The sequence below is a fragment of the Candidatus Moraniibacteriota bacterium genome (genome assembly GCA_016699795.1).
In the GTDB taxonomy this organism is placed as follows: Bacteria; Patescibacteriota; Minisyncoccia; order Moranbacterales.
In genome coordinates this window covers 200,396-224,380 of record CP065011.1, presented here as the reverse complement: position 1 = coordinate 224,380, position 23,985 = coordinate 200,396, and the positions used below count along the sequence as shown (strand labels likewise).

At 34.6% G+C, this 23,985-nt stretch carries 27 protein-coding genes and 1 other RNA gene; 26 read left to right on the top strand and 2 right to left on the bottom strand.

Annotated elements, in window-relative coordinates; all coding sequences use genetic code 11:
- Positions 1–888 carry a nucleotidyltransferase gene (locus IPN70_01150; protein ID QQS61525.1) on the top strand — a complete coding sequence of 296 codons (888 nt, stop codon included), beginning with the start codon at positions 1–3 and terminating at the stop codon, positions 886–888.
- Positions 881–1,423, top strand: a complete 543-nt coding sequence (locus tag IPN70_01145) for an SLATT domain-containing protein (GenBank protein ID QQS61524.1) — start codon at positions 881–883, stop codon at positions 1,421–1,423. The genes IPN70_01150 and IPN70_01145 overlap by 8 nt, the downstream gene beginning before the upstream one ends.
- 485 nt (positions 1,424–1,908) lie before the next feature.
- Here the strand turns inward: IPN70_01145 and IPN70_01140 are convergent, their stop codons facing one another.
- Positions 1,909–2,721, bottom strand: coding sequence for a tyrosine-type recombinase/integrase (locus IPN70_01140; GenBank protein ID QQS61523.1), 813 nt, complete (start codon positions 2,719–2,721; stop codon positions 1,909–1,911).
- Positions 2,722–2,864: 143 nt separating this feature from the next.
- On the opposite strand from IPN70_01140, the gene IPN70_01135 reads away from it, so the two are divergent.
- The 24 genes from IPN70_01135 (at position 2,865) to IPN70_01020 (ending at position 22,682) form a co-directional block, all read left to right on the top strand.
- Complete coding sequence (locus IPN70_01135) at positions 2,865–3,113, top strand: hypothetical protein (protein QQS61522.1); 249 nt, start codon at positions 2,865–2,867, stop codon at positions 3,111–3,113.
- A gap of 191 nt (positions 3,114–3,304) precedes the next feature.
- Complete coding sequence (locus IPN70_01130) at positions 3,305–3,553, top strand: hypothetical protein (GenBank protein ID QQS61521.1); 249 nt, start codon at positions 3,305–3,307, stop codon at positions 3,551–3,553.
- A gap of 191 nt (positions 3,554–3,744) precedes the next feature.
- Positions 3,745–3,993, top strand: a complete 249-nt coding sequence (locus IPN70_01125) for a hypothetical protein (protein QQS61520.1) — start codon at positions 3,745–3,747, stop codon at positions 3,991–3,993.
- 187 nt (positions 3,994–4,180) lie between these two features.
- Positions 4,181–4,681 (top strand): hypothetical protein, encoded by a 501-nt coding sequence (locus tag IPN70_01120; GenBank protein ID QQS61519.1) that lies wholly within the window; start codon positions 4,181–4,183, stop codon positions 4,679–4,681.
- A gap of 176 nt (positions 4,682–4,857) precedes the next feature.
- Positions 4,858–5,163 carry a nucleoside triphosphate pyrophosphohydrolase gene (locus tag IPN70_01115; protein ID QQS61518.1) on the top strand — a complete coding sequence of 102 codons (306 nt, stop codon included), beginning with the start codon at positions 4,858–4,860 and terminating at the stop codon, positions 5,161–5,163.
- A gap of 148 nt (positions 5,164–5,311) precedes the next feature.
- A complete protein-coding gene (locus tag IPN70_01110; protein ID QQS61517.1) occupies positions 5,312–5,983 on the top strand; it encodes a queuosine precursor transporter in 672 nt (223 codons plus the stop codon).
- Positions 5,984–6,192: 209 nt separating this feature from the next.
- A complete protein-coding gene (locus tag IPN70_01105) occupies positions 6,193–6,441 on the top strand; it encodes a hypothetical protein (protein QQS61516.1) in 249 nt (82 codons plus the stop codon).
- 800 nt (positions 6,442–7,241) lie between these two features.
- Entirely contained in the window at positions 7,242–7,727 is a 486-nt protein-coding gene (locus IPN70_01100) for a hypothetical protein (GenBank protein QQS61515.1), read from the top strand.
- 387 nt (positions 7,728–8,114) lie between these two features.
- Complete coding sequence (locus tag IPN70_01095) at positions 8,115–8,495, top strand: VOC family protein (protein ID QQS61514.1); 381 nt, start codon at positions 8,115–8,117, stop codon at positions 8,493–8,495.
- A gap of 21 nt (positions 8,496–8,516) precedes the next feature.
- Positions 8,517–8,963, top strand: a complete 447-nt coding sequence (locus IPN70_01090; GenBank protein ID QQS61513.1) for a hypothetical protein — start codon at positions 8,517–8,519, stop codon at positions 8,961–8,963.
- Positions 8,964–8,967: 4 nt separating this feature from the next.
- Positions 8,968–9,627 (top strand): YdeI/OmpD-associated family protein, encoded by a 660-nt coding sequence (locus IPN70_01085; protein ID QQS61512.1) that lies wholly within the window; start codon positions 8,968–8,970, stop codon positions 9,625–9,627.
- Positions 9,628–9,854: 227 nt separating this feature from the next.
- Positions 9,855–10,289 (top strand): HIT family protein, encoded by a 435-nt coding sequence (locus IPN70_01080; protein QQS61511.1) that lies wholly within the window; start codon positions 9,855–9,857, stop codon positions 10,287–10,289.
- A 160-nt stretch (positions 10,290–10,449) separates the two neighbouring features.
- On the top strand, positions 10,450–11,019 hold the full coding sequence (locus tag IPN70_01075) for a GNAT family N-acetyltransferase (protein QQS61510.1): 570 nt from the start codon (positions 10,450–10,452) through the stop codon (positions 11,017–11,019).
- A gap of 67 nt (positions 11,020–11,086) precedes the next feature.
- Positions 11,087–12,166, top strand: a complete 1,080-nt coding sequence (locus IPN70_01070) for a hypothetical protein (GenBank protein QQS61509.1) — start codon at positions 11,087–11,089, stop codon at positions 12,164–12,166.
- 380 nt (positions 12,167–12,546) lie between these two features.
- Entirely contained in the window at positions 12,547–13,728 is a 1,182-nt protein-coding gene (locus IPN70_01065; protein ID QQS61508.1) for a hypothetical protein, read from the top strand.
- 260 nt (positions 13,729–13,988) lie between these two features.
- Positions 13,989–14,353, top strand: an RNA gene (rnpB, locus tag IPN70_01060) — RNase P RNA component class A.
- Positions 14,354–14,388: 35 nt separating this feature from the next.
- The gene (locus tag IPN70_01055; protein QQS61507.1) at positions 14,389–15,807 is read left to right on the top strand and encodes a sugar transferase; all 1,419 of its coding nucleotides are present in this window, start codon (positions 14,389–14,391) and stop codon (positions 15,805–15,807) included.
- A gap of 19 nt (positions 15,808–15,826) precedes the next feature.
- Positions 15,827–16,198 carry a phage holin family protein gene (locus tag IPN70_01050; GenBank protein QQS61506.1) on the top strand — a complete coding sequence of 124 codons (372 nt, stop codon included), beginning with the start codon at positions 15,827–15,829 and terminating at the stop codon, positions 16,196–16,198.
- 1 nt (position 16,199) lies between these two features.
- The gene (locus tag IPN70_01045; GenBank protein ID QQS61505.1) at positions 16,200–16,928 is read left to right on the top strand and encodes a ribonuclease H-like domain-containing protein; all 729 of its coding nucleotides are present in this window, start codon (positions 16,200–16,202) and stop codon (positions 16,926–16,928) included.
- On the top strand, positions 16,912–17,481 hold the full coding sequence (locus IPN70_01040) for a YihA family ribosome biogenesis GTP-binding protein (GenBank protein QQS61504.1): 570 nt from the start codon (positions 16,912–16,914) through the stop codon (positions 17,479–17,481). Before IPN70_01045 ends, IPN70_01040 begins: the two co-directional genes overlap by 17 nt.
- A 52-nt stretch (positions 17,482–17,533) precedes the next feature.
- Complete coding sequence (locus IPN70_01035; protein ID QQS61503.1) at positions 17,534–19,489, top strand: hypothetical protein; 1,956 nt, start codon at positions 17,534–17,536, stop codon at positions 19,487–19,489.
- A gap of 11 nt (positions 19,490–19,500) precedes the next feature.
- Entirely contained in the window at positions 19,501–19,914 is a 414-nt protein-coding gene (locus IPN70_01030; protein QQS61502.1) for a hypothetical protein, read from the top strand.
- A gap of 25 nt (positions 19,915–19,939) precedes the next feature.
- The gene (locus IPN70_01025; protein QQS61501.1) at positions 19,940–21,388 is read left to right on the top strand and encodes an oligosaccharide flippase family protein; all 1,449 of its coding nucleotides are present in this window, start codon (positions 19,940–19,942) and stop codon (positions 21,386–21,388) included.
- Between the two features lie 115 nt (positions 21,389–21,503).
- A complete protein-coding gene (locus IPN70_01020; protein ID QQS61500.1) occupies positions 21,504–22,682 on the top strand; it encodes a hypothetical protein in 1,179 nt (392 codons plus the stop codon).
- A gap of 185 nt (positions 22,683–22,867) precedes the next feature.
- Here IPN70_01020 and IPN70_01015 read toward each other — a convergent pair whose 3' ends face one another.
- Complete coding sequence (locus tag IPN70_01015; protein ID QQS61499.1) at positions 22,868–23,983, bottom strand: glycosyltransferase family 4 protein; 1,116 nt, start codon at positions 23,981–23,983, stop codon at positions 22,868–22,870.
- Positions 23,984–23,985 lie beyond the last annotated feature (2 nt).

Genomic DNA, 23,985 nt, shown 5'->3' with positions numbered 1-23,985 from the left:
ATGGCGACTACAATTTCACAGTCATTTTTGGAACTTAAAAAGAATCTTGAGATTACTAGTCCACAGGTGGCTACAATTTCAGCTCGTCAAAAAGGGGTTCGTAGAGTTATGGAGGTGGGAATAGACTTAATTGACCCATTTTCATTTTTAACTGGTTCATACTCTCGTCAAACACTTATTACCCCACTGAAAGAAGCTGATATTGATATATTTTTTGTTCTAAACTCTGAACACTATCATCATTTCAATGGTCAAAACGGAAATCAGGCGGGGTTACTTGATTACGTCAGACGAACACTTAAAAAAACGTACACAAAAACACCGGACATAAGTAGGAACGGACAAGCTGTCACAATCAGATTTGATGATTTTGTTGTTGATGTTGTTCCAGGTTTTAAGCGAAAAGGTGGTGGTTTTCTTATACCGAATTCTATAAATCAAAGCTGGATTTCAACTGACCCCAAAAAGCATGTTGAGATAATGTCTATTGCCAATAAAGCCCATAATAACGACTTTGTCCCGCTAATAAAAATGATTAAAGCGTGGAATAAAAATAATGGAAAATATTTTAGTTCATTCCATCTCGAAGTTATTGCCCTAGAGGTTCTAGAGGGTATTAGAATTTCTGATTTTCCTTCAGGAGTAAGATATTTTTTTGACAAAGGGCGAACACTTGTTGCACAAAAAAATCTTGATCCTGCTGGATATGGTGGCGATGTTGGTAGTTACATAAATACATATGAAAAGATTCAAGAAGCTGTTACTAAATTTCAACTAGCTTATGATAGAGCGATTAAAGCTGAAGATTATGAAGCACGTGGCTATGTGAAGGATGCCGTTGATATGTGGATTAAAATTTTTGGCGATTACTTTCCTACATATGGATAACCAACAACCAACAACTGGCGAAAAGGTGGTATCAAAAACCAAGGAAGAAATCATTAAGGAAGCTAAACGCATTGAGGAAGTACTTTTGTATTCTTCAAAGGGGCATTTTTCCGCATCACACTTTTGGGGTAATTTTCATTTCTGGATAGGTATCCCTATGGTGCTCATGTCGGCGATTGCGGGCGCCTCTGGACTTTCTCAATTTGACCCGAACCATATTCTTTCAGGATCACTATCAATTCTTGTCGTTATGCTTTCTGGGGTAATGACTTTCTTAAATCCAAATGAAAAAGTGGGTGCTCATTTGAATGCTGGTAATAACTATGATTCACTAATGAATAAAGTGCGGATGTTTTGGTCTATAGACTGTTGGCACGATGAGTCTGAGCAGCTTTTAACAGAAAAACTAAAGTATTTTTCTGAGCAGAAAGATAAGCTGAATCAAGCTTGTCCACAAATACCTAAATGGGCTTACAGGATTGCAAAAAAAGGAATTGGGGATGGGGAGGGAAATTATATTGTGGATAAACAATAAGTTCTCACTTCGTCCCACCCTCTCCGCTATTTTTTCCCTAAAAATAGAGCTACTCTCTATTTTTAGGGAAATTTGTGAAAAGTAAGTAAGGGATTCGAACGGGTAGGAGCGAGTCCTCGAGTGTCGACGGATGCGAATAAATGAGCATTCGTCGCTACCCAGGACAACTGACCGAGTCTTCGAGGGAGGGCGAAAATCCCACTCTCTCCGCAAAAAAGTTTTCTTCACATTTTTTGATTTGCGCACGCCGATTTTTTTCTTTTAAAAGGAAAAGAAAACTTTTGTGCGGGGCTCTACTCTGAACGAGCAGGACGGCGGGGCTGTCCGCTTTTTGTATTCGCTCGGGCGTGGCGGAATTCTCCCCAGACCCCCCTTCCGCCCGCCCGCAGAAGCGACCCCTTTCGGATTGAGAAACTACCAAAGAACCTGAAAAAATATCGGCTCGAACTTCATTTTGGGCCAAAAGCGGGCTTCCCTCATTTTTATCATAGTGGACTTTTAATATTTTTTAGCATTGGATTAGTAACCTGCGTATATCTTTGGGTTGTTCTGATATTTTGATGTCCAAGAAGCTCTTGCACATAACGCACATCAGTTCCGTTTTCCAGCAAATGCGTGGCGAAGGAATGTCTAAGTGAATGAAAAGTGGCGTCTTTTTTTACGCCCGAATCCGCGAGCGAATTTTCAAAAACTTTCTGTGCTGTTCTTGTAGTTAGCTTTCCACCTCGCTCACTCGCAAAGACAAAATCATTTCTTGCCTTTCCTGCAACCATATTTTTCAAACTATCAACCAAACTTTCCGGCACTACACTTATCCGGTCTTTTTGTCCTTTTGCCTGTTTAGTATGTACAGTTAGTTCTTCAAAATCTAAATCTTGTACTTTTAGAGATACAACTTCACTTACCCGTAACCCTGCTCCATAGGCGAGTGACAACAAAAGTTTATACTTTGCATTTTTAGTTGATTCTAAAATCCTGCTTACTTCGTTTCTCGATAAAACAGTAGGTAAGCTCTTTGGTTTTTTAGCAGATGGAATTTCGATTTTTTTGTTATCTTTCAGCACATTACGGTAGTAAAACTTGATAGCATTCAAATATAGATTTCTGCTTTGAGGCGAAATGTGCTTTCTCTCACATTGGAGCAAAAAGTTTCGAACATCTTCCTGATCAATCTTTGTAAAATCGCTACCCTTAAAAGAAAAGTATTCTCGCAAGCCATAAAGGTAGCTTTTTATAGTTTTGGGGCTATAATTCTTGATTTTTAATTCTCGCTCTGTTTTTTGAAGCTCTGTTTGCATAATTCTTTGAAAATGTTATATTTAATATGTTGTTATACTATCATTATTTCGCATAATACGCAATATAGTGTATTGTTTATACATAAAGGTTCGTATAATAACGAGTTAGATGAAATATTTTTAAAAATTTTATAAACATTGCCATGAACAAAGAAAAATTATTCAATTCGGTAACCCAATTTGCCCTGCCAGGTTTAACTATTGGTGCTCAAATAGCGACTTCGTTAAAATATCCGCAGTTTGGACTTATTATCAATCTTCTTGCCCAACCGTTCTGGTTGTATTCGTCATGGAAATCCTATAAACAAGCTGGGCAAATTGGGATCTTGATTACGACAATAATTTTTACCGTTATAACAGCGATGGGTATTATTAATTATTGGTATCTGTAATCGACGAGTTTATAAAATTTTAAAAAATACATCACCTAACAGCGTGTATCAGGTTGCGAAAATTTGCTCAAATAAAATAATATGGAAAGCAAATTTTCTCCACCCAAATTTTTTCTCATTTCATTTCGAAAAAACTTCTGATACACGCAAACGTTAGATGAAATATTTTTAAAAATTTTATAAACATTGCCATGAACAAAGAAAAATTATTCAATTCGGTAACCCAATTTGCCCTGCCAGGTTTAACTATTGGTGCTCAAATAGCGACTTCGTTAAAATATCCGCAGTTTGGACTTATTATCAATCTTCTTGCCCAACCGTTCTGGTTGTATTCGTCATGGAAATCCTATAAACAAGCTGGGCAAATTGGGATCTTGATTACGACAATAATTTTTACCGTTATAACAGCGATGGGTATTATTAATTATTGGTATCTGTAATCGACGAGTTTATAAAATTTTAAAAAATACATCACCTAACAGCGTGTATCAGGTTGCGAAAATTTGCTCAAATAAAATAATATGGAAAGCAAATTTTCTCCACCCAAATTTTTTCTCATTTCATTTCGAAAAAACTTCTGATACACGCAAACGTTAGATGAAATATTTTTAAAAATTTTATAAACATTGCCATGAACAAAGAAAAATTATTCAATTCGGTAACCCAATTTGCCCTGCCAGGTTTAACTATTGGTGCTCAAATAGCGACTTCGTTAAAATATCCGCAGTTTGGACTTATTATCAATCTTCTTGCCCAACCGTTCTGGTTGTATTCGTCATGGAAATCCTATAAACAAGCTGGGCAAATTGGGATCTTGATTACGACAATAATTTTTACCGTTATAACAGCGATGGGTATTATTAATTATTGGTATCTGTAATCGACGAGTTTATAAAATTTTAAAAAATACATCACCTAACAGCGTGTATCAGGTTGCGAAAATTTGCTCAAATAAAATAATATGGAAAGCAAATTTTCTCCACCCAAATTTTTTCTCATTTCATTTCGAAAAAACTTCTGATACACGCAAACGTTAGGCAAAATTTTATTCAGAAACAGAAACTTTTATGACAATAATTGAAGCATTTAAAAGCGTCCGAGATATGCCTTATAGAATTCCCCTCGTCTTGGGTGAAAAGGATGTCTGCTGTAGTGGTAAACATAAAATACTCAAAGATTTGTTCGTTGAGCAAGGTCTTACTGTTAGATATCGTGTCTGCTCTTTTTTGTGGAGTTCGCTTGATTTGCCTAGTGATATTTCGAATGTTCCTCATGATGATTTAAGTTCTCATGTCTGGCTAGAGGTGTTAATTGACGACAATTGGATTATTGTGGATGCGACATGGGATATTAGTGTTCGAAACATACTTCACGTGAATGAATGGGACGGCAAATCAAATACGGAAACGGCTGTAAAGCCTCTTGATATATTCACTCCACAAAAAAGCGCAGACATTATGAATGGCGAGAACGATGACGATATATTGAGTGATCTGAAAATAAACGGGGAATTCTATAAGGCATTCAACAATTGGCTCGCTGAAAATCGTGTTTCTGTTTCTGAATAAAACATCGCCTAACAGCGTGTATCAGGTTGCGAAAATCTGCTCAAATGAAATAATAAGGAAAGCAGATTTTCTCCACCCAAATTTTTTCTCATTTCATTTCGAAAAAACTTCTGATACACGCAAACGTTCTGCGAAATTGCAAGACAACCAGATTAATTTAATTCCATTTTTTTCTTATGAAATTTGAAAAACTAGTGAGAGACAATATTCCTGACATTATTAAAAAAGATGGTAAAGAGCCAGTCACTCGCATTGTGGAAGGTAAAGAGTACGAGGAGGCTTTGACGCGAAAATTGCATGAAGAAGTTAGTGAGTTTTTGGAAAATCCATGCGTAGAAGAAGCTGCGGATATTTTAGAAGTTTTGCATGCAATTTGCGCTCTGAAAGGTGAGGATTTAAAAACGCTGGAGGATGTTCGCCAGAAAAAAATGGAAGACCGTGGAGGTTTCAAGCATGGGATATTTCTAGAAAGCGCGGAATAAGATTGAGTGGTTGTCTTGCAACATCGCACAACACGGCATATCTGGTTTCGCTACGCTGCACCCAAATGCTTCGCACTTCAGATGATGCCGAAACGTTAAGTGAAATAATAAAAATTTTTTAATTAAGAATTTTAAACAGGACAATTTTATGAAGCAATACAAATACCTTGGGCTAATTACAGCATTGTATATTACTTTTCAGCTTGTTTCTGATATTACGGCTGGCAAAATTGTTCAACTTGGAATTTTTACAGTATCCGCAACAGTTTTATATTTTCCTTTCACTTACATTTTTGCTGACGTGCTAACGGAAGTTTATGGTTATGCCAAAGCAAGAAGTGTTGTGTGGATGGTTTTGCTTGCCTCTGTATTGGCTGGTGTGATTTATTCTATTGTGGTTTTACTTCCGCCCGCCGCTGGATTTGATGCAAACAGTGCGTATGTTCGTGTTTTGGGACAAGTGCCTCGAATTTTGTTTGGTGGCTGGATCGCGGTCTGGGCTGGTGGAATTTTAAATGACTATGTTTTGGCAAAAATGAAAATATGGACGAAAGGAAAATATTTATGGACTAGGACTATTGGCTCAACTGTTGTCGGAGAAGGAGTGAACACAATTTTATTTTATGTGATTGCGCTTTATGCTGTGATTCCGACCAACCTGCTTGTGGCTTCGATATTGTCTGGCTGGCTTCTGAAAGTTGTAGTTGAAGTTATTATGACTCCCGTTACTTACAAAGTTGTGGAGAAATTGAAGAAAGCTGAAAATGAAGATTATTACGATTATGAAACTAACTTCAACCCTCTGAAATTGGAATCATAAAATTGTCCTGTTTAAAATGCAAAAAGGAAGAAAAATTTTTATTACATCACTTAACAAAGAATATCTGGCTCAAAAGTTTTGCCTATTAGATACTTGAATAAAGGAAAGCAAAACTTTTTCGGCCCAAATTCATTTCCGCTATGCTACAATGAACTTCAGATATTCTTAACGTTAGATGAAATATTTTTAAAAATTTTATAAACATTGCCATGAACAAAGAAAAATTATTCAATTCGGTAACCCAATTTGCCCTGCCAGGTTTAACTATTGGTGCTCAAATAGCGACTTCGTTAAAATATCCGCAGTTTGGACTTATTATCAATCTTCTTGCCCAACCGTTCTGGTTGTATTCGTCATGGAAATCCTATAAACAAGCTGGGCAAATTGGGATCTTGATTACGACAATAATTTTTACCGTTATAACAGCGATGGGTATTATTAATTATTGGTATCTGTAATCGACGAGTTTATAAAATTTTAAAAAATACATCACCTAACAGCGTGTATCAGGTTGCGAAAATTTGCTCAAATAAAATAATATGGAAAGCAAATTTTCTCCACCCAAATTTTTTCTCATTTCATTTCGAAAAAACTTCTGATACACGCAAACGTTGTCCGAAATTTCAAAAAAACAAACTTTTTATTTTTATATTTGAGCCCTTTTGGAATTTTTTTAAAAAAAGAGCCCCGTGCCAAATTGTTCCGAAAAACTTTCTGGCACGAGGCAGCGTCTACCGTGAAAATAATATTCCCAGCCCAACGATGACATAAGGAGCTAAGCCGATGATTATTCCGGCCACCCAATACGACCGAGGCACAGGAGTGTTGGCTGACTGACTTGCTACTTCTTTTTTGTCAATATGCCACGGAACACCATGCAGATTAAAGTACATAATTCCCTCCTTTGGTTAGTTTTCAGCCTTTATTAGCTGAATATATTTTATATAAGCATATTTATCAATCCTTGTCCATAGGACGACCAAAAAAATTCCAAAAGGACTCTTTTAATAAGGTAAAGTTTATTTTTTGAAACTCAAGGAGGCGCTGCGCTTTCTTTTGCCCTTTTATCTGATATAATTACATTAATGAGGGGCAAAAGAACCCTCGGACAACACCGAATAAACGGAAAAGTCCTCAGCTCGGACTTTTCGCAAATTTTTCTTCGCTACGCTTCAGAAAAACTTCGTTTATTCGGATACGTTATACGAAATTTAGTTTTTAAAAAGCCCTAAAAGGCAAAATATCTTTTATTAAAAATATGGCTAAAATTTATCTAACTGAAAATTTTATCGTTGAATCACATGAAAAACCTTTCGTCAGTCGCACCGATGGAGGGCATATTCGTATTCGTATTAAAGATGCGTCGATTCCCGACCGAACACACCTTGTGCCTGCTGTTGCCATAGAATTAATGAGATTGACAATGATTGTCGGTGAAGCAATGGAAAAGAGCTTGAATAATCGCGGAATTAAAGTTGTAAAAATAAATTATCAAGATATGGGCAACTGGGCGTTTAAAACTGGCGAAAAGCCCTTTTTGCATGTGCATGTGTTCGGTCGCACATTTGATGCTAAGGATCAGGTTTTTCCGGAGTCCGTGTATTTGCCAGCTCGTGAATCTGGATTCTACGATAAATTTGAGCCATTAAATAAGGAGGATATTTTGGAGATACAAAAACAAATTGATATAATAGCAAAGCAAGATAAATACCAAGCTTCAGAGTGGGGGCTTTTTAAAAACTAAACATCGTACAACACTAAATATCTGGCTCAAAAGTTTTGCCTTATTAGATTTTAAATTAAGGAGCGCAAAACTTTTTCGACCCAAATTTGCTTTCGTTTCACTCCAGCAAACTTCAGATATTTGGATACGTTATACGCAATTCAAAAAATATTTTTCTAACGGAAAATAAGGAATGATAGGCTTTCAAAGATGGACAAATTTGATTTTAAAGAGAATATGTCAAGAGAAAAACGACACCACTGGTGAAACACCAGTGGCATGCTCACCTTCGGTTCGGTCGTTTTTCTCAGACCCTAATATTTCCCTTAAATTAAACCACCAGTGTAACACTGGTGGAAATATTAGATTATAAAATCTTAATAACTTTACTTTTTAATGGAGAACAATATGAAAATAAGAAAAGCAGCTTGGTTTGAAATATATGTAGATGACATGGACAAAGCCACAAAGTTCTATGAGGCGGTGTTTGACACCAAACTAGAACCACTGGGAGATCCATCTGACCAAAACACAATAATGATGAGCTTTCCTGGAGACATGGAAACTTATGGTGCAGCGGGAGCACTGGTAAAAATGGAAGGGTTTAACGCAGGTGGCAATAGCACCCTCATATACTTTCACTCTGAAGACTGCATAACAGAAGAATCGAGAGTAATCTCTGCTGGTGGGAAAATTGTCAAACCTAAAATGAGTATCGGTGAATACGGTTTTATTTCACTTTGCTTGGACTCTGAAGGAAACATGTTCGGTCTTCACTCGATGGAGTAATAAAATTTAGTAGAGAATAATATGAAAAAACTAACCTATTCAATAACAATCAATAAACCATGCGATTTTGTGTTCAACAAAATCATGGACAAGTCAGTTTATCCAGAGTGGGCCAAAGCCTGGGGAGAAGGCATGACGTATGAAGGAGAATGGAAGCAAGGCGGACACATCTCTTTCTTTGACAAAACCCAAGGTGGAACCAAGGTTATGATCGAAGAATTAAATCCAAACAATTCTATAAAATGCAAGCATATTGCTATGGTCAATCCACAGAATATAGAGGTGGAACTCACTGATGAGATGATGAAAAAGTGGATTGGTTCAAGAGAAGATTACTTCTTCAAAAATGAAGGAGATGAAAAAACAACACTTGAAGTAGTCATGGAAGTTGATGAAGCATTTCAAGAAATGTTTGATACTGCCTGGCCAAAAGCTCTTGAGTATTTCAAAGAAATCTGTGAACGCTGAAAATATGAAAAAAATAGAAATTGCCACAGGAGTTGTTCATGAAGTACCAGAAGATATGGAAAAAGGTCTGGTTTCCAATTTAGATTTGCTTTCTAAGTGGAACAAGCTCACCCCTCTTGCTCGTAATGAGTGGATTTGCTGGGTTACTATTGTAAAAACCACAGAAACACGCAAAGGACATATTGACCGCTTATCAGCCGAAATTATGGAGGGAAAGAAAAGACCTTGTTGCTGGCCTGGTTGTCCTCATCGCAGAGAGAGTGCAAAAAAATGGTTCAAAGATTATAAGGAGGGAAATAATATGAAACCACCTATTGAATTATTCATTGAATCAAAAGTTTTACCTGAATATCAATCCATTGTTGTTAAATTCAGGGCGCTCATAAAAAAAGAATTTTCTGATCTTAAAGAAGAAATGCGTGGAGGAACCGAGAAATATTATGGTGTTCCTGTTTATAGAAATAAACGAATAGTTATAACACTTAGCCCAACAAAAAGAGGCATCACTTTTTCTTTTTCCGATGGTAAAAAATTTGAAGATAAATATTCGCTACTTGAAGGAGAAGGCAACAAAAGTCTGAATCTTAGGTTAAGTAAAGCTAAGGATTATAAAGATGAAATATTGAGATATTATATCAAACAAGCAATTGCATTTGATTCATAGGAAAATCAAATTTATAATAAATAAGGAAAGCCTATCATAATGAATGAGAACGAAAAATATTTTTTGAACTCAAGCCACGCTGCGCTCTCCTCCTTTCAGTCGTCGGGTCGTATAACAAGGGATATACGGTTCGGGGCTCGGCTCGCCCCTCACCCAAATTTTTCTTCCACTTCGTTCCAGAAAAACTTCGTATATCCCTGACGTTGTATGAAATAACTTTATAAAATATGGTCTGCGACTTTTGTTCACAAGATGTAATTGCAAAACAAGAAATTTTTAGAACTAAATTTTTTAGAGTTTTGTATCCACGTAATCCAATAATTCCAAGACATTTTCTTATTATCCCGATTAGGCATTTGCAATATTCCTTTGAGCTTAACAATAATGAATCAAAAGACCTTACACATATTCAAAATTCAATATTTAAGAAACTACAAAGTAAAGAAAATTGTTGCGGTTATAATTTTTCTACAAACAATGGTGAAAAAGCAGGTCAAGAAATAAAACACTGTCATTTCCATATATTCGCTCGATTTAAAAATGAAGAACGAAGTCCTTTTATGTTAATGGGTAAAAACCGTGATAAAAAATTTAGTTCTAAAAATTTTGATAAAAATATATCTGATTTACGTTCAATGTTTCAATCCGACCATATTTTATAAATTTACATCATGCAATATAGTAATGTGGCATGTCTGGTTTCATTACGTTATACTTAAACTTGTTATGCAATTTCAGACGACGTCTAGATGTTAGATGAAATAACTTTTCCAGATCTGCATGTAAATCTTTAAATATTCTGATGAGTATAACAATAAAAGTATGGTAATAAAATTCAAAAATCAACTTAGAGGTGATAGATTACTTTTAAAAAGAACAAGGCCAACTTTAGAAATGGCTGAAACTATATTTAAAGTAGTAGACGAAAATCGTAAACATTTAGAACCTTGGTTCTCTTGGACCGCACTAACTTTGAAAGTAGAGGATAGTCTGAAATATTTATTTGATAAAGAGGAGGAAACAAAAAAAGGAAAAAAAGTTGAATATGGTCTTTTTGTAAATAATGAGCATATAGGAAACATTTCTATTTTTGATATGAATGAAAAAGAAAAATCCGGTGAAATTGGCTATTGGTTATCTTCTTCTCATACAAGAAATGGTTATATGACAGAAGCAGTAAAGATACTTGAAAAAGAAGTTTTTGAAAAAATGGAATTAAACAGAATTCAAATAAGGTGTGATGAAAAAAATGAAGCTTCTTCCGGAGTAGCTAAAAAATGTGGTTATGTATATGAGGGTAAATATAGAGAAGATTCTTTTAGTGAGCATTTTAACAATTTTCGTAATACATTAGTTTTTTCAAAATTAAAATCAGAATATAAAAAGAAATAATAGAAAATCCTTCTCGCCCTACTCATCGAATTAATCGTGAAAATTTTTATTTTTAATCTCAAAAATTATGAAATTAGAAGAATATACGCCACAAAATACTCCTGATGAAAGTAAAGAAAAAGAAAAATCCAGTTTTGATAGAGAGCAATCTTTACGAGAATATGAAAACATAGAAAGGCAATCGGGGGAGTCTCAAGCCTTTTATCTTCAGCGAGCAGGAACGACAGTTACAAAAAAATTAAAGGAAAAATTTGGAATGCTTTTTGACCCAGGACGTTCGAAGGAAGAAGATTTACCCCAAAACATTATAACCTTGATTGAAGATATCTCTCTTGAAGCGCTTAAAGCGAAAGAAAATTCTACAAGTTCTTTTAAAAATGAAGGGGTGATACGTGATATAGCGGAAAATGTCGAATATCATAATCGAGGTAAACTTACGGATAGTGATTCTTTTGATACAACTCAGCGCAATAGAAAGTTTTTTGAGATTCAGCCTGGTAAGGGAGCAGCTAAGAGAGAAACGTATTGGAATACTTTATTTTTTCCTTATGACACAAAAGCGACTCGATCATTTGCTAAAGAAATACTTGATGATAAAACAATAGTTCTTCTAGGCGGAGGGCGTAGTCAATTAAAAGAAGAGTTAACCGAAAATGATATTACTCCTCGCGAAATTATTAATGTGGATCCATTTGTTGAGAATGTCGAAGAAGGAGCGGACAGAGTTGTGGCATTGAGTGCTTCAGATGAAAATTTTATTGATAGAATGAATGAGGAGGGTATTGTGGGTGCTGATGAGATTTGGGCGGAATATTCAGTTCCTGCATACCTAGAAGACCCAAGGGAAATCCAGCAACTTATTCAAAACATTGACGCTCTTCTCACTGAAGGTGGAACAGCAAGAATATGGCCCCTTGAAGTGGGTGGAAACGGGGAAGAAGGAGATCGAATTTTTCGTAAAGAGGCTCTGGTAACTAGTATAAAAGAAATAAATGCGACAGGAACATATGAAATTATTTTGCAGAAAGCTGCTGGTCGGCATGGAATAACTTTGCACAAATTAGCTCCATCAAGAGAAGAATTACAAAAAAGAGAGGATGAAGAAAAAATCAAAGAAATTAGAAAGCAACTCGGATTAATTTCTTAAACATCTTTCAGCTGATGGTTTTGGCGGACAATATTTGAATATTATTGTTACCCTAGTGGTATGTTTGAGTATTTTTGTATTTTTTATTTTTAGAGTGTATAGGAAATGTTCTTTAAAAAAAGAAGAAGTAATACTTCCGTGATTATTTTTTCTTGATGATACATACACTACGTCTATAGAGGCTGTAATGATAGTTCGCGAGTTTATTTTTTTATTTGGGTAAGTGAAATTTTTAAGTGTATTTGTTAATAAAGGAAAAAAATATTAGAATATCCAAATGAAAGAATTTGTTGATATAAAATAGTTTCAAGGAAAATTTAAAAATATTTCAATTGCTATTGTGTTTTTGTTGATGATTTGATTGTGTGGTTTACAGTAATATGGATAAACGTATACGGACATTTTTTCATTATACTTATAAAGTTATTCTTTATATTTTTGCTATCATTGGCTTTATATTAGTATTTGGATTTTTCGCTATACGTTGGCATTGGACGGATGTGCAAGGAGCAGTTGATTTGAATAATGAGCTTTTCTCTCAATTTTCACAGGGAAAAGACTTTTTATCTGAGGGAAAAAACTTGGGAATTGAAGGTGGGGAAGTTTCTGCAAAAATAGGCTCTCTATACACACTAGATTCTAAAATGGAAAAAATTTCTGAAAAAAGACGTATAAAAATGAAAAATTATTGCGAGATTGATGTAATCGGACAGTATTTTCCTGAAACAGCGTCGAAAATAATTGAAACGTATCAACAAACAGATGCTGATATTTTAATTCTAAAAATGATCTTGGCGGCAAAAATTAGAATCGAAGAAAAGAATGGAAAAGAAATATTTATGTATTGTGATGCTGAAAATATAGAAATAGATGATAAAGCGATTGATGAAAAATATGTAGGTGCTAAGGGCGCGGCGATTTTTCCTTGGATGGATAATGAAGAATGGCGTGCTATTAAAGAAGCCATTGTTAAAGATAAGGATGTTATTGATAAGGCGGCAGCTATCGCGGGGATTGAATCGCGTTTGCTTGTGGCGTGCGCAATTGTGGAACAAGTGAGATTGTTTAATAGCGATCGCGAGCTTTTCAAAAAAATTTTTGAACCGTTGAAAATTCTTGGTAATGCTAACAAGATTTCGCTTGGCATTATGGGAATTAAAGAAAATACAGCTATTGAAACAGAAAAACATTTGAAAGATGCAAATTCTCCTTATTATTTGGGAGTTGACTTTCAAAATGTTTTAGACTTTGAAAATAAAGAGGGTGGTAGATATGCTCGATTAACCGATGATACACATTATTATTCTTATCTTTATGGTGCCATTTATTTGAAACAGATAATGTCTCAATGGAAAAACGCAGGTTATGACTTGCAATATCGTCCAGAAATTGTAGGTACTCTTTTTAATGTAGGATTTCCTCAATCAAAACCAAAACCTGATCCGAAGGTGGGAGGAAGCTCTATTGAAGTTAATAATATACAATATACTTTTGGATCATTGGCTTATGAGTTTTATTATTCTGGAGAGCTTACAGAAGTTTTTCCCTTTAGAGTTAATTGAAATATTCTTATTCTTGGAATGCATAGAAATAAAGAAATACTTGCCAGGGTAGGTTTGTGAAAAATAATTATTTTTAAAGTAGAGTTTTTTTAGATTGGTATTTTTTCAAAAAAACGTCTATACTCGAAGTACTGATTTGTAAAGAGAAGGAGATTTCCTAAGAAACGCTTAGACAAAAAGAAAGAAAGGGGAATGTTATTGACAAAAAATATAAAATGTGCTATTTTAGAGGGGTTTCTTTTTAAGCGTAACAACGAATCAGAACAGGTATGACGATCGCTTTTTCTTTTTATTTTATAAAGAGAGAAAGAGGAAAGTCCGGACATTCCCTTTATTTTTTTAAAGGAACTGGGTAGCGGGTAACTCCCGCACGCTGTGAAGCGCGAGGTGCGAACAGAGACGTTTTCTTTTGCGAAAAAGAAAACATCCTATTTTCGAATAGGATGAGTTCTATAGGAAACTATAGAAGTGAAACGGTTAAATCCTTACCCGAATGCAAGACCGTGTCTCTCTTTATTGAGAGAAGAGTCGCTTTCTCCTTAATCGGAGAAGAGCGTATCGGTAACGATACGTCTAGAGAAATGGTCGTCCTCGACAGAATCCGGCTTATATACCTGTTTTGATCCGTTGTTTCGATTATTCGTGAACTTCGATAACAATATGAAACGATCCGAACTTTTTTTTAGTGGTATTCAGGTTCCGATCGACTTTTTAGCTATTGCCCTTGCTGCCACTACGGCATACTGGATTCGAAATATTCCAGAGGTTATTATTTTTAATAATCGTCTTTATGAGTTTTCTTATGGCGATTATATAAATGTCGTTCTTTTGATCATTCCTTTTCTTTTAGGAATTTTTGCATTTGAAGGGCTGTATAGCATACGAATTACGAGATCTTTTATTTCTGAAATAGGAAGAGTTTTTCGCGCTCTTAGTATAGGATTGGTTATTGTGATTGTAATGATATTTCTTCAGAATGAATGGTTTGCTTCTCGTTTTATTATTTTAGCTACATGGATTTTAGCAACTTTCTATGTTGTTATTTTTCGTTTTATTCTTCTTTTTATACAGAGACAACTTCTTTTGCGAAGAGGCATTGGTGTTCATAGAGTTCTTCTTATAAACGGAAGTGAGAAAACGAAATTTTTTTCTCGTGTTTTAGGAAGTATTCCCAAACTTGGATATCGTGTCGTAGATATTGTCGAGGGTATTAATCTTCGTCAAATTAAAGATGTTCGAAAAAAAATGGGTATAGATGAAATTATTCTTTGTGATCCTAGTGTTCCTGATGATCTTCAGGAAAAACTTATTGATTATTGTTCTATTCACAATATTGGTTATTTATATGTTCCCACAAGTATACAAGCGTCGAAAATACGACTACGAACATTTGAAGGTGAACCAGTTTTTGAAGTCACACATACACCTTTAGATGGTTGGGGAAAAATTCTCAAACGCATTTTTGATATCGTGGCATCTTCTTTATTGATTTTACTTTCTTTCCCTATCATGATGATTATCGCGATTCTTATCAAATTAGAAGATCCTGATGGACCTATTGTTTTTAAAAATGATAGAGTCGGTGCAGATGGAAAAATATTTCGACTTTTTAAATTTCGTTATATGAAATGGAGGTATAGCACATCAGTGGAAAATCCTCATTATGAAGAAGCACTTGCTTATGAAAAGGAACTTATTAAAAAGAGAAATACAAGAAAGGGTCCTATTTATAAAATTAAAGATGATCCCAGAAAGACACGTATAGGAAAAATTATCGAGCGTCTTTCTCTTGATGAGCTCCCTCAATTTTTTAATGTATGGTTGGGAAGTATGAGTTTAGTAGGTCCCAGACCTCACCAAAATAGGGAAGTTGAAAAGTATCGAGAATACCACAGAAGACTCCTTACTATAAAACCTGGTATAACGGGGATGGCACAGGTTTCAGGAAGAAGTGATTTGGATTTTGAGGACGAGTTTAGATTAGACCTTTTTTATATTGAAAATTGGTCGCTTTCCCTTGATATTCTTCTTTGTTTAAGAACTATAAAAGTTCTTGCAACGAGACGAAAAAATTCTTAATTTTTTAGATACTATTCGTATGATTCTTTTTCGTTGGTTATTCACTGCTGGTTTATTTCTTATTATTTCTCGTTATATTCCTGGTATAGAAGTGCAGAGTTTTTCTACGGCTTTAATCTTGGCATTTTTTTGGGGAGTGGTAAATGTTCTTTTGAAGCCGTTATTGATATTTTTTACCCTACCTTTGAATATTGTTACTTTGGGATTATTCCTTTTTGTGATAAATGGTTTTCTTTTCTGGTTTCTCTCAACCTTTATTAAAGGATTTGAAGTAGAAGGTTTTGGGTATGCTATTCTTGGTGCAATGATACTTTCTTTGGGAAGTCTAATTTTTAATACGTTACTTAAGGATTCAAAGAAGGATCATAATGTTCCTTTGAATAGTAAATAATATGTCTACTCTCGTATTAGATATTGAGACGAAAGGAGAGTCCTACGATGAAATGGACGAACCTACCAGGGAAGCATTAACTCGCTGGATTGATCGAGAGACAAATGACCCTAAGGAACATGAAGAATTACTCACGTATGTAAAGGAGGGTATGGGATTTTCTCCACTTACAGGAGAAATTATTGCTTTAGGACTTTTGGATGTAGAGAAGAATAAATCAGTTGTTTATTTTCAAGCTCCCGGAGAAGTATTTGGCGAATTTCAAGAGAATGGTGTACTGTTCAAACAGATGGATGAAGCGAAGATGCTTTTTCATTTTTGGAAAGGAGTTCAAAAGTACTCAACACTGGTTACCTTTAATGGAAGAAGTTTTGATGTCCCTTTTCTTATGGTAAGAAGTGCTGTGCATAGCATTAGACCAACGAAAAACTTTCTTTCCAATCGTTATATGAGTTTGCAACGATCTGAAGCTAAGCATGTAGATCTTCAAGAAGAATTAAGTTTTTATGGAGCCCTTCGTCGAAAAGGATCACTTCATCTCTGGTGCCGAGCATTTGGTATAGAAAGTCCGAAAATTCAAGGGGTTTCAGGTAATGATGTCTCCCGATTATTCGCACAAAAGCAATATAAAGATATTGCTCGTTATAATGTTAGAGATATCGAAGCGACGAGAGATTTATATATTCATTGGAAAAAATACTTACATTTTGATTATGATAATAGACGTTGAATTTATTAAAGGAATTATTGGTACCGATCCCATCGTAACTGATGAAAAAAAGAAGATTGTTTTTGTTGGGCGTTCTAATGTTGGAAAGTCAAGTCTTATTAATCTCCTCGTGGGGAAAAAAATAGCGAGATCTAGTTCTGAACCTGGAAAAACTCGAGAAATAAATTTCTTTTCATTAGGAAAAAAACGATATTTTGTAGATCTTCCTGGTTATGGTTATGCTAGAATTTCAGAAAAATCAAGAGAGAAATTAAGAAAACATCTTTTGTGGTTTCTCTTTGAATCGGGTGTGGAATTGGAACTCGTTGTTTTGATTGTAGATGCTCAGGTAGGACTTAAATCTTTTGACGAAGAAATTTTACAAGCTTTTCTTGAAAGAAAAACTCCTTTTGTTATTATTGCGAATAAATCAGACAAACTTACTCAAAAAGAGAAATATAAGGCATTAAAGAAATTTAGAGAGAAAGGCGTTGAAGATTCCATTCTTTGGATGAGTGCCAAAACAGGAAAAGGAAAAGAATCTTTACGTTTGAAAATTTTCGGTGAAGGTTAAAAATTCTGAAATAAGAATTGCTTTTCATTAGTTTTTCGATGATAATAAAGACATGATCGAATTCGTTGCTGAAAATCTTCTTTTCCTTGGTGTTTTTATCGTAGTAATGTTTTTTCCCGGCGTTGTTTTAATGCGGTATATCGATAAAAAACATCTTTTTGATCCAGTTGAAACATTGGTTATATCTTTTGTTTTGAGTCTTTCTCTTGCTCTTTTTTCTGCTATTTTGATGGATGTTTTGAATATTCGGATCGATGCTGTTTCTTTGAGTATTTTGTATATTACGTGGATTATTTTATTTGTTTTATTTGTTCGAAATTCGAGTAGAAACGCAAAAGAGTTTTTAAAGAACCATAACAAAAAATCTTTTTCTTTTGGTTTTCTTATTATTTTTACACTTTTAGTTCTTCTTAAATCTTTATTTCTTTCTCAAAATCCAATTCCTATCTCGACAGACTTGGGACATCATATGTACTGGTCACAATCAATTATTCTCTCTGGTGAATTACCAAAATACCAAGAACGTGAAATTCTTATGGCGGACTCTGAGAATGAAAAACATTCCGTTTCCGAACCTGAACCTATATCAGATGTTATTGTGGGAGAACATGTCATTTTTTCCGTGATAGCGATTTTAACTGGAACAAGTTTAATTTCTATATACCCCATATTTACTTTGTTCTTTGTACATATTATGACATTGCTGGGTGTTTATATTTTGGCAAGACGTTTATTTGCTGGAACTTTCCATTCTGAAACGTTAGCTGTTTTTTCTTTGTTTGGTGTGGGGATTTTATTTGGATTAGATTCGCCTCAAATGAAATATATTGTGGGTGGAGTAGTGGGAAATACTTTGGGTAATTTATTTATTGTAATGAGTATCCTTGTTTTTCTCGTAGGAATAATGAAAAAAAATTCTATTTTTCTATCTTTGGGAATATTTTTCTTATTCGTTTTGGCCTATACACATCATCTTTCAACACTTCTTTTTGCTCTTTCTCTTGTGGGTATTGTAACATTCCTTTTTATTTTTGGAAGAAAATATTGCATACAGAATATTGTGCCACTTCTTTTGAGGCCTTCAATTTGGATTGTCTTGGTTATGGGCTTATTCTTATTTTTTTTCGTATGGACACCATCGTATATTACGAATAAAGCTGTTCAAACTGTAGTAGGTTCTCCTGTAGAAAAAGAAGAACACATGGGTATATCGTTTGAGCAATACGCACTGACTATAGGAGAAGACCGTGCTTATTTTGGTGTTTTTGGAATTATTTTTCTTTCCATTCTTGTGATACGAAGATTTCGAAATCCTTCTCAAAATAAAAACGATTTTTCTTTGTTTGCTCCGGCTATTCTTATGGGTTGGTCGGTACCACTTTTGGCTCTTGTGTTTTTTCCATCGCTTGTGGGTATAGACATTCCTACTGTAAGAACAGCGAATTATACTATTATTCCTTTTGTTTTATTAACTTCATTATTTGTTATTGAAGTATTTTCTTTGATTCAAAGAGAAAAAATGCTCCCTCCTATTTTTCTTCAAGGTTTTGTCTTTATGTTTTTTCTTGGATTTGCTTTTTCTGGATGGGCAGATAATATAGGTTTTTTAAATTCTGGAAATTCACCCATAAAAGCAGGGGAACTTCATCGACTCGCTTCTTTTTTAGGAGAAAAATATTCTCACTCTGAAGAAACGATAATGTATGATCATATTAATATTAATGGGGGATCGTGGATAAAATCATATTTTATGCGTGATTATAATTATCCTTTCTATCGAGCACATCTTTTTCGATATGATCGATCATCTGATAAGTCTGAACGCTGTACTCTGGATGCAATAAGTTATCCAGAAACGAAAGAAGCTAGAAAATGTTATCAGGATCTTAATATTAAAGCGATCGCCATCAATGAATCCCTTGATGGAAAAAAATTTCGCGAAAATGAAGAATTTTCTCGGGTATATTCTGGAGAGAATTTTTCTGTATACGAATATTTTGGAAAGTAAATAGAGAACATATGAATATACCAGATCCACTTCAAAAGATGACACCACTCCAAATGCTTTCAAGTGTGGGGGGCGTGCTTTTTATTGGATTTTTCTTGATAGTTTTTGGAGGAAGAAGCGTTTCTCAAGAAAAAAGTTCGAATATGTGGGAAATTTCTTTTGTTGAGCCAGAAAAATTAGAATCTTTGGATTTTAGTGTATATCAACGAGGAAAAAAACAAACATTTACATATGAAATTTTTTGTGGAAGAAAAGTTGTTTTTCAAGGAGAAATAGCTGTTGATTTTGATAAAAAAATATTTGTAAATATAGAGGAAGAGAAAAATTTTTCTGAATGTGATTCAGATCTCCGCACTGTGGAGGTTAAAAATAGTTCAGGAGAAAAAAGAAGTATTTATCGTTCGGTGGATGATCGTATAAATTAAAAAGATCAGCCTTTAAAATTACTCTATGGCAACTCTTGGAAAATCCTTTTTTTGGCTCTTTGGAGCAGAATTTCTTTTTTATCTTTCCGGCTATGTTGTCCATATGGGAGCGGGGAGAATTTTGGGTGTGGAGGATTATGGAAAATATTCCCTAGTCATAACGATAACACTTATAATAGCCAATCTTGTCGGAGCGGGACTGCCTATTGCTATGGGAAAATTTTTGAGTGCATCTTATGCCAAAGGAGATCAAGAAATGGTTTTTCTTATTAAAAGACGGATCGCTCTTTGGCAATCTATTTTTATGTTTTTGGCAGGAGGAATTTTTTTCTTAAGCGCACCACTTTTGGCTTCATTTTTGGGAGATTCTTCTCTTACAGAACTTTTTTGGATAGCTTCTTTTATTATTCCTCTTTATGGAGCAGATCTTTATTATTTTCATTATTATTCTGGACTTAAATATTTTCATATTCAATCCATACTCAAATTTGTGCGAGCACTTCTTCGTATGACTGTAATTATCGGCTTGGCATACTGGTTTCATTTGGCAGGAATTATTGCAGGATATTTAATTGTTCCTTTTTTTATTTTTCTTTTAGCATGGCAATTAGATAAAGAGAGGAAGTTTGAAAAGAAAGATTCTAAAGAAATAGCAACATTTTCTTTTCATGATGTACTTTCTCTTGCGGGTGCTACAACGATATTTTTGGTAATTTTTGAAATACTTATTTCCTTTGATATGTATGTTTTGAAATATACAACAGGAGACGATGTTCTTGTGGGAGAATACAGTTCCGCTCTTACAATTGCTAGAATCCCAACATTTCTTTTTTATGCCCTTACTATTATTCTTCTTCCTACAATTTCGGAAGCACGTGTTTTTAAAAGTTTTAAAAAAGCGAAAATGCTTATTACTTTAGCTCTTCGTTTTATGCTTTTCCTTACCATTCCATTCGTAGTAATTCTTTCAGTGTATGCAGAGCCAGTCATTCGTTTATTGTTCGGGTCACAATTTAGCGGAGCTTCTTCTTTTCTTATGATTTTAAGTTCGGCTATGGGATTTTTAACCGTTTTGTATGTGTGTGGATTTGCTTTCATAGGTGCGGGGAAGGGATATATTCCCGCAGGAATCGCTACGAGTGCTCTAGTTCTTAATGGCGCCCTTCTTTTCTTGGGTGCAGAAAAATATGGTACTTTGGGTTTTGTGGGAGTAAAATTGTTTGTGGCTATTCTCGTCTTTTTCGCTGTACTCTTTTTTATATATCGAGTTTTTGGAGCACATCTTTTATTTCGTGAAATAGGAATTTCTGTTTTTGCTGGTGTTGTTATATATGGTATAGCTTGTTTATTTCCAATTTCTATTCTTTATCTTTTTGTTATTTCACCTATCATATTTAGTTTATATGTAGGAATTTTATTGTATTTCAAAGTGCTTTCCCAAGAAGATCTACAAGTAGTAAAGAATAAGATCTGAGATATAGCATAAGGAGTCTGATGGATATATATTTTCGATAAAAGGAATTTTTTTTGTTCTTTTTTGTATTTCATGTAAGGATCTTAAAAGGGATAGATAATGTTGTAGAGGATTTATGTTTATAAAAAAATTTCGTACATTTTTATATGGATTTTTTCTTTGTCTTTTAGCAATGGTAATGGGGATGGGATATGGTGCTTACGAAACATTTTCAGTTTCACAAGAAACAGTTTCTATACAGTTGGCACAAACGGATACTACTATTGAAAAAGCAAATACTAAAGAAGAAAAAAAGGAAACTATAAAAATTCCACCGCCATCGATAGATCGAATGAAAAAAGAAGGATGTATCGTAGATGGATTGCTCTCGGGTTATGGAGATGATGAATCAAATATTGAAATGGCGAAACGTCTCCCATGTTACTCTATGCACAGAGCTCTTGAAACATGGTTGGAGCCTCCAGATTTCGATCAAGCACAGTCTTTTATCGAAAAGATAGGAAAGACTGACGTTGTGTGGGGAATGTTTCTTGCTGAGGCTATACATCTCAAATCTGATTATCTTTATGAAAAAGAAAATCGAAATTTTTCTTTTTATGATATGTGCGCACCAGATACAAAAAATAAATGGGGAGAACATACATGCGTTCCTTCTTTAGAAAAGAAAGAATATCGATTATATCTTGAGCAAATAACCGCTCGAGCCATGGATATCGGAATCCAGAATTTTATGTTTGGACAAGTTTTCCTTCAGGATGACACAAAGAAAACTCGAATACCCCAAATTATTACCTTTATGCGAGATGCTGCAAAATCTCGAAATATAGAGATTGTTATCGGTGCCCAAACGAATGATATTACAGACCCTGAATATTTAAAGATGTTTGATTATATTGAGGGGGGTGTCGGTTTATATGCTAATGGAAAAGTTGAAAATAAACCTTGCTTTTCAAGATGGTGGAAAAAAGAGGGCGATTGGTGTTGGGCTCTTCTTTGGCATGAGCAATATGTAACGAATGCACATAATGTGTTGGTACATCTTGATTGGAGTGGGAAACATGGAGATGACATGAGCACGTTCGCTCGTATGGATAGCAAAGATCGCGCTAAGACATTACAATCGCTTTATGATAAGTTTAGAGAACAAAAAATTGGTTTTTTATTGCCAGTAATGACAGCCTTACCAGAGAATAATGGGGGATGTTATGGCGAAAAAGAAAGGTATTATAGTGCAAGTAAAGATTTCGGATGTAAGGACGAAGAGCATATTTCCAAGATCATTCAAAGTTCATAAGAATTAAAAAAGAAAATAGAATTTTTTAAGAACATTAATGAGCTTGTTTTATAAATCAAAATCTTCTATTTTTTACAAGTTTTTAGTATTACAAGAATTAACGCTATTCAAATAGTAGAAATAGTATTCTATTTTTTAAGTAAAAGAATGGCTCGAATAAATACAAGTATCTTTAAGCTTCTTTATTATTTCTTTCTTTTCGTTCGGAGTATTTTCAGATATTTTTCAGCCATTATTTCTCGTGTGAAGTTTTTGAGAACATAATCATGCGCATTTTTTCCAAGAAGTTCTCTTCTTTCTTTATTATCAAGAAGTTCTCTCAAAGTTTTTATCCAAAGTTCTTTATTGGCGGGTTCTAAGAGAATTCCATTTTTTTCATTATGAACAGCGTCTTTAAGGCCATCTAAATCACTAGCAATAACAGCTCGAGAGCAAGCGCCTGCTTCGATAGCATTAATACCAAAACCCTCCATAGATCCTGGTATTCGAATATTGGGAGATACGACAATATCAGCAGTGTTGTAAAGCGTTTGCATATCTTTCCAAGGAATATTTGTAAAAAAATGAACTTTAGTTTGAAGTTTGAGCTCTTGGACAGTTTTTTTACACTCCGGAAAAAAATTAGCATCACCAGCATTTTTGCTTTTTACTAAGCCTCCAGCCGCGATAAAAATAACATCCTCAGGGAGATAAGGAAGAATATTTCGAATAAACCATTCTACGCCCTTATGCTCGACAAATCGCCCAACACGAAGAATAACAAAGGTGTTTTCAAGTTTCCTTTCAAGAAGTTTTTCTAAATCTTTTCTTGTTCTTTTTGCAATGACGGTAGAAGGATTAATTCCATTGGGTATAAAAGTGCATATTTTCCGTGGAATACCAGCGCTTACTGCTTCTTGGATAGTTTCATTTCCCACAGCAAGAATATGATCGAGAAGGGAAAGTGACGGAATATTGATAAAGCGATAAAGAATTCCCAAAATGGATTTTTTTTTGGCAAATGTTATATCAAGTCCGTGAATAACGGAGGCGTATGTTTTGGATGGAGAAAAAACGCTAAGTGCTAATCCAAGGGGTGCTAAAACGCCATCTCCTAAAAGAATAACGTCATGTTTTCTAAGAAGAAAGAGAGACTTAATAAATGCATAAGGCAAAAAAAATGGAAGAAATTTTTTCCCTCGGGTATTGGCAATGACAGTTACAGAAACATGTTTTTTGAGAGCCTCAGCAAGCTCAAAATTTTGATTTTCTATTCCGCCAATAGTAGGAGGATATGATTTAGAAAGAAAGAGTATTCGCATAG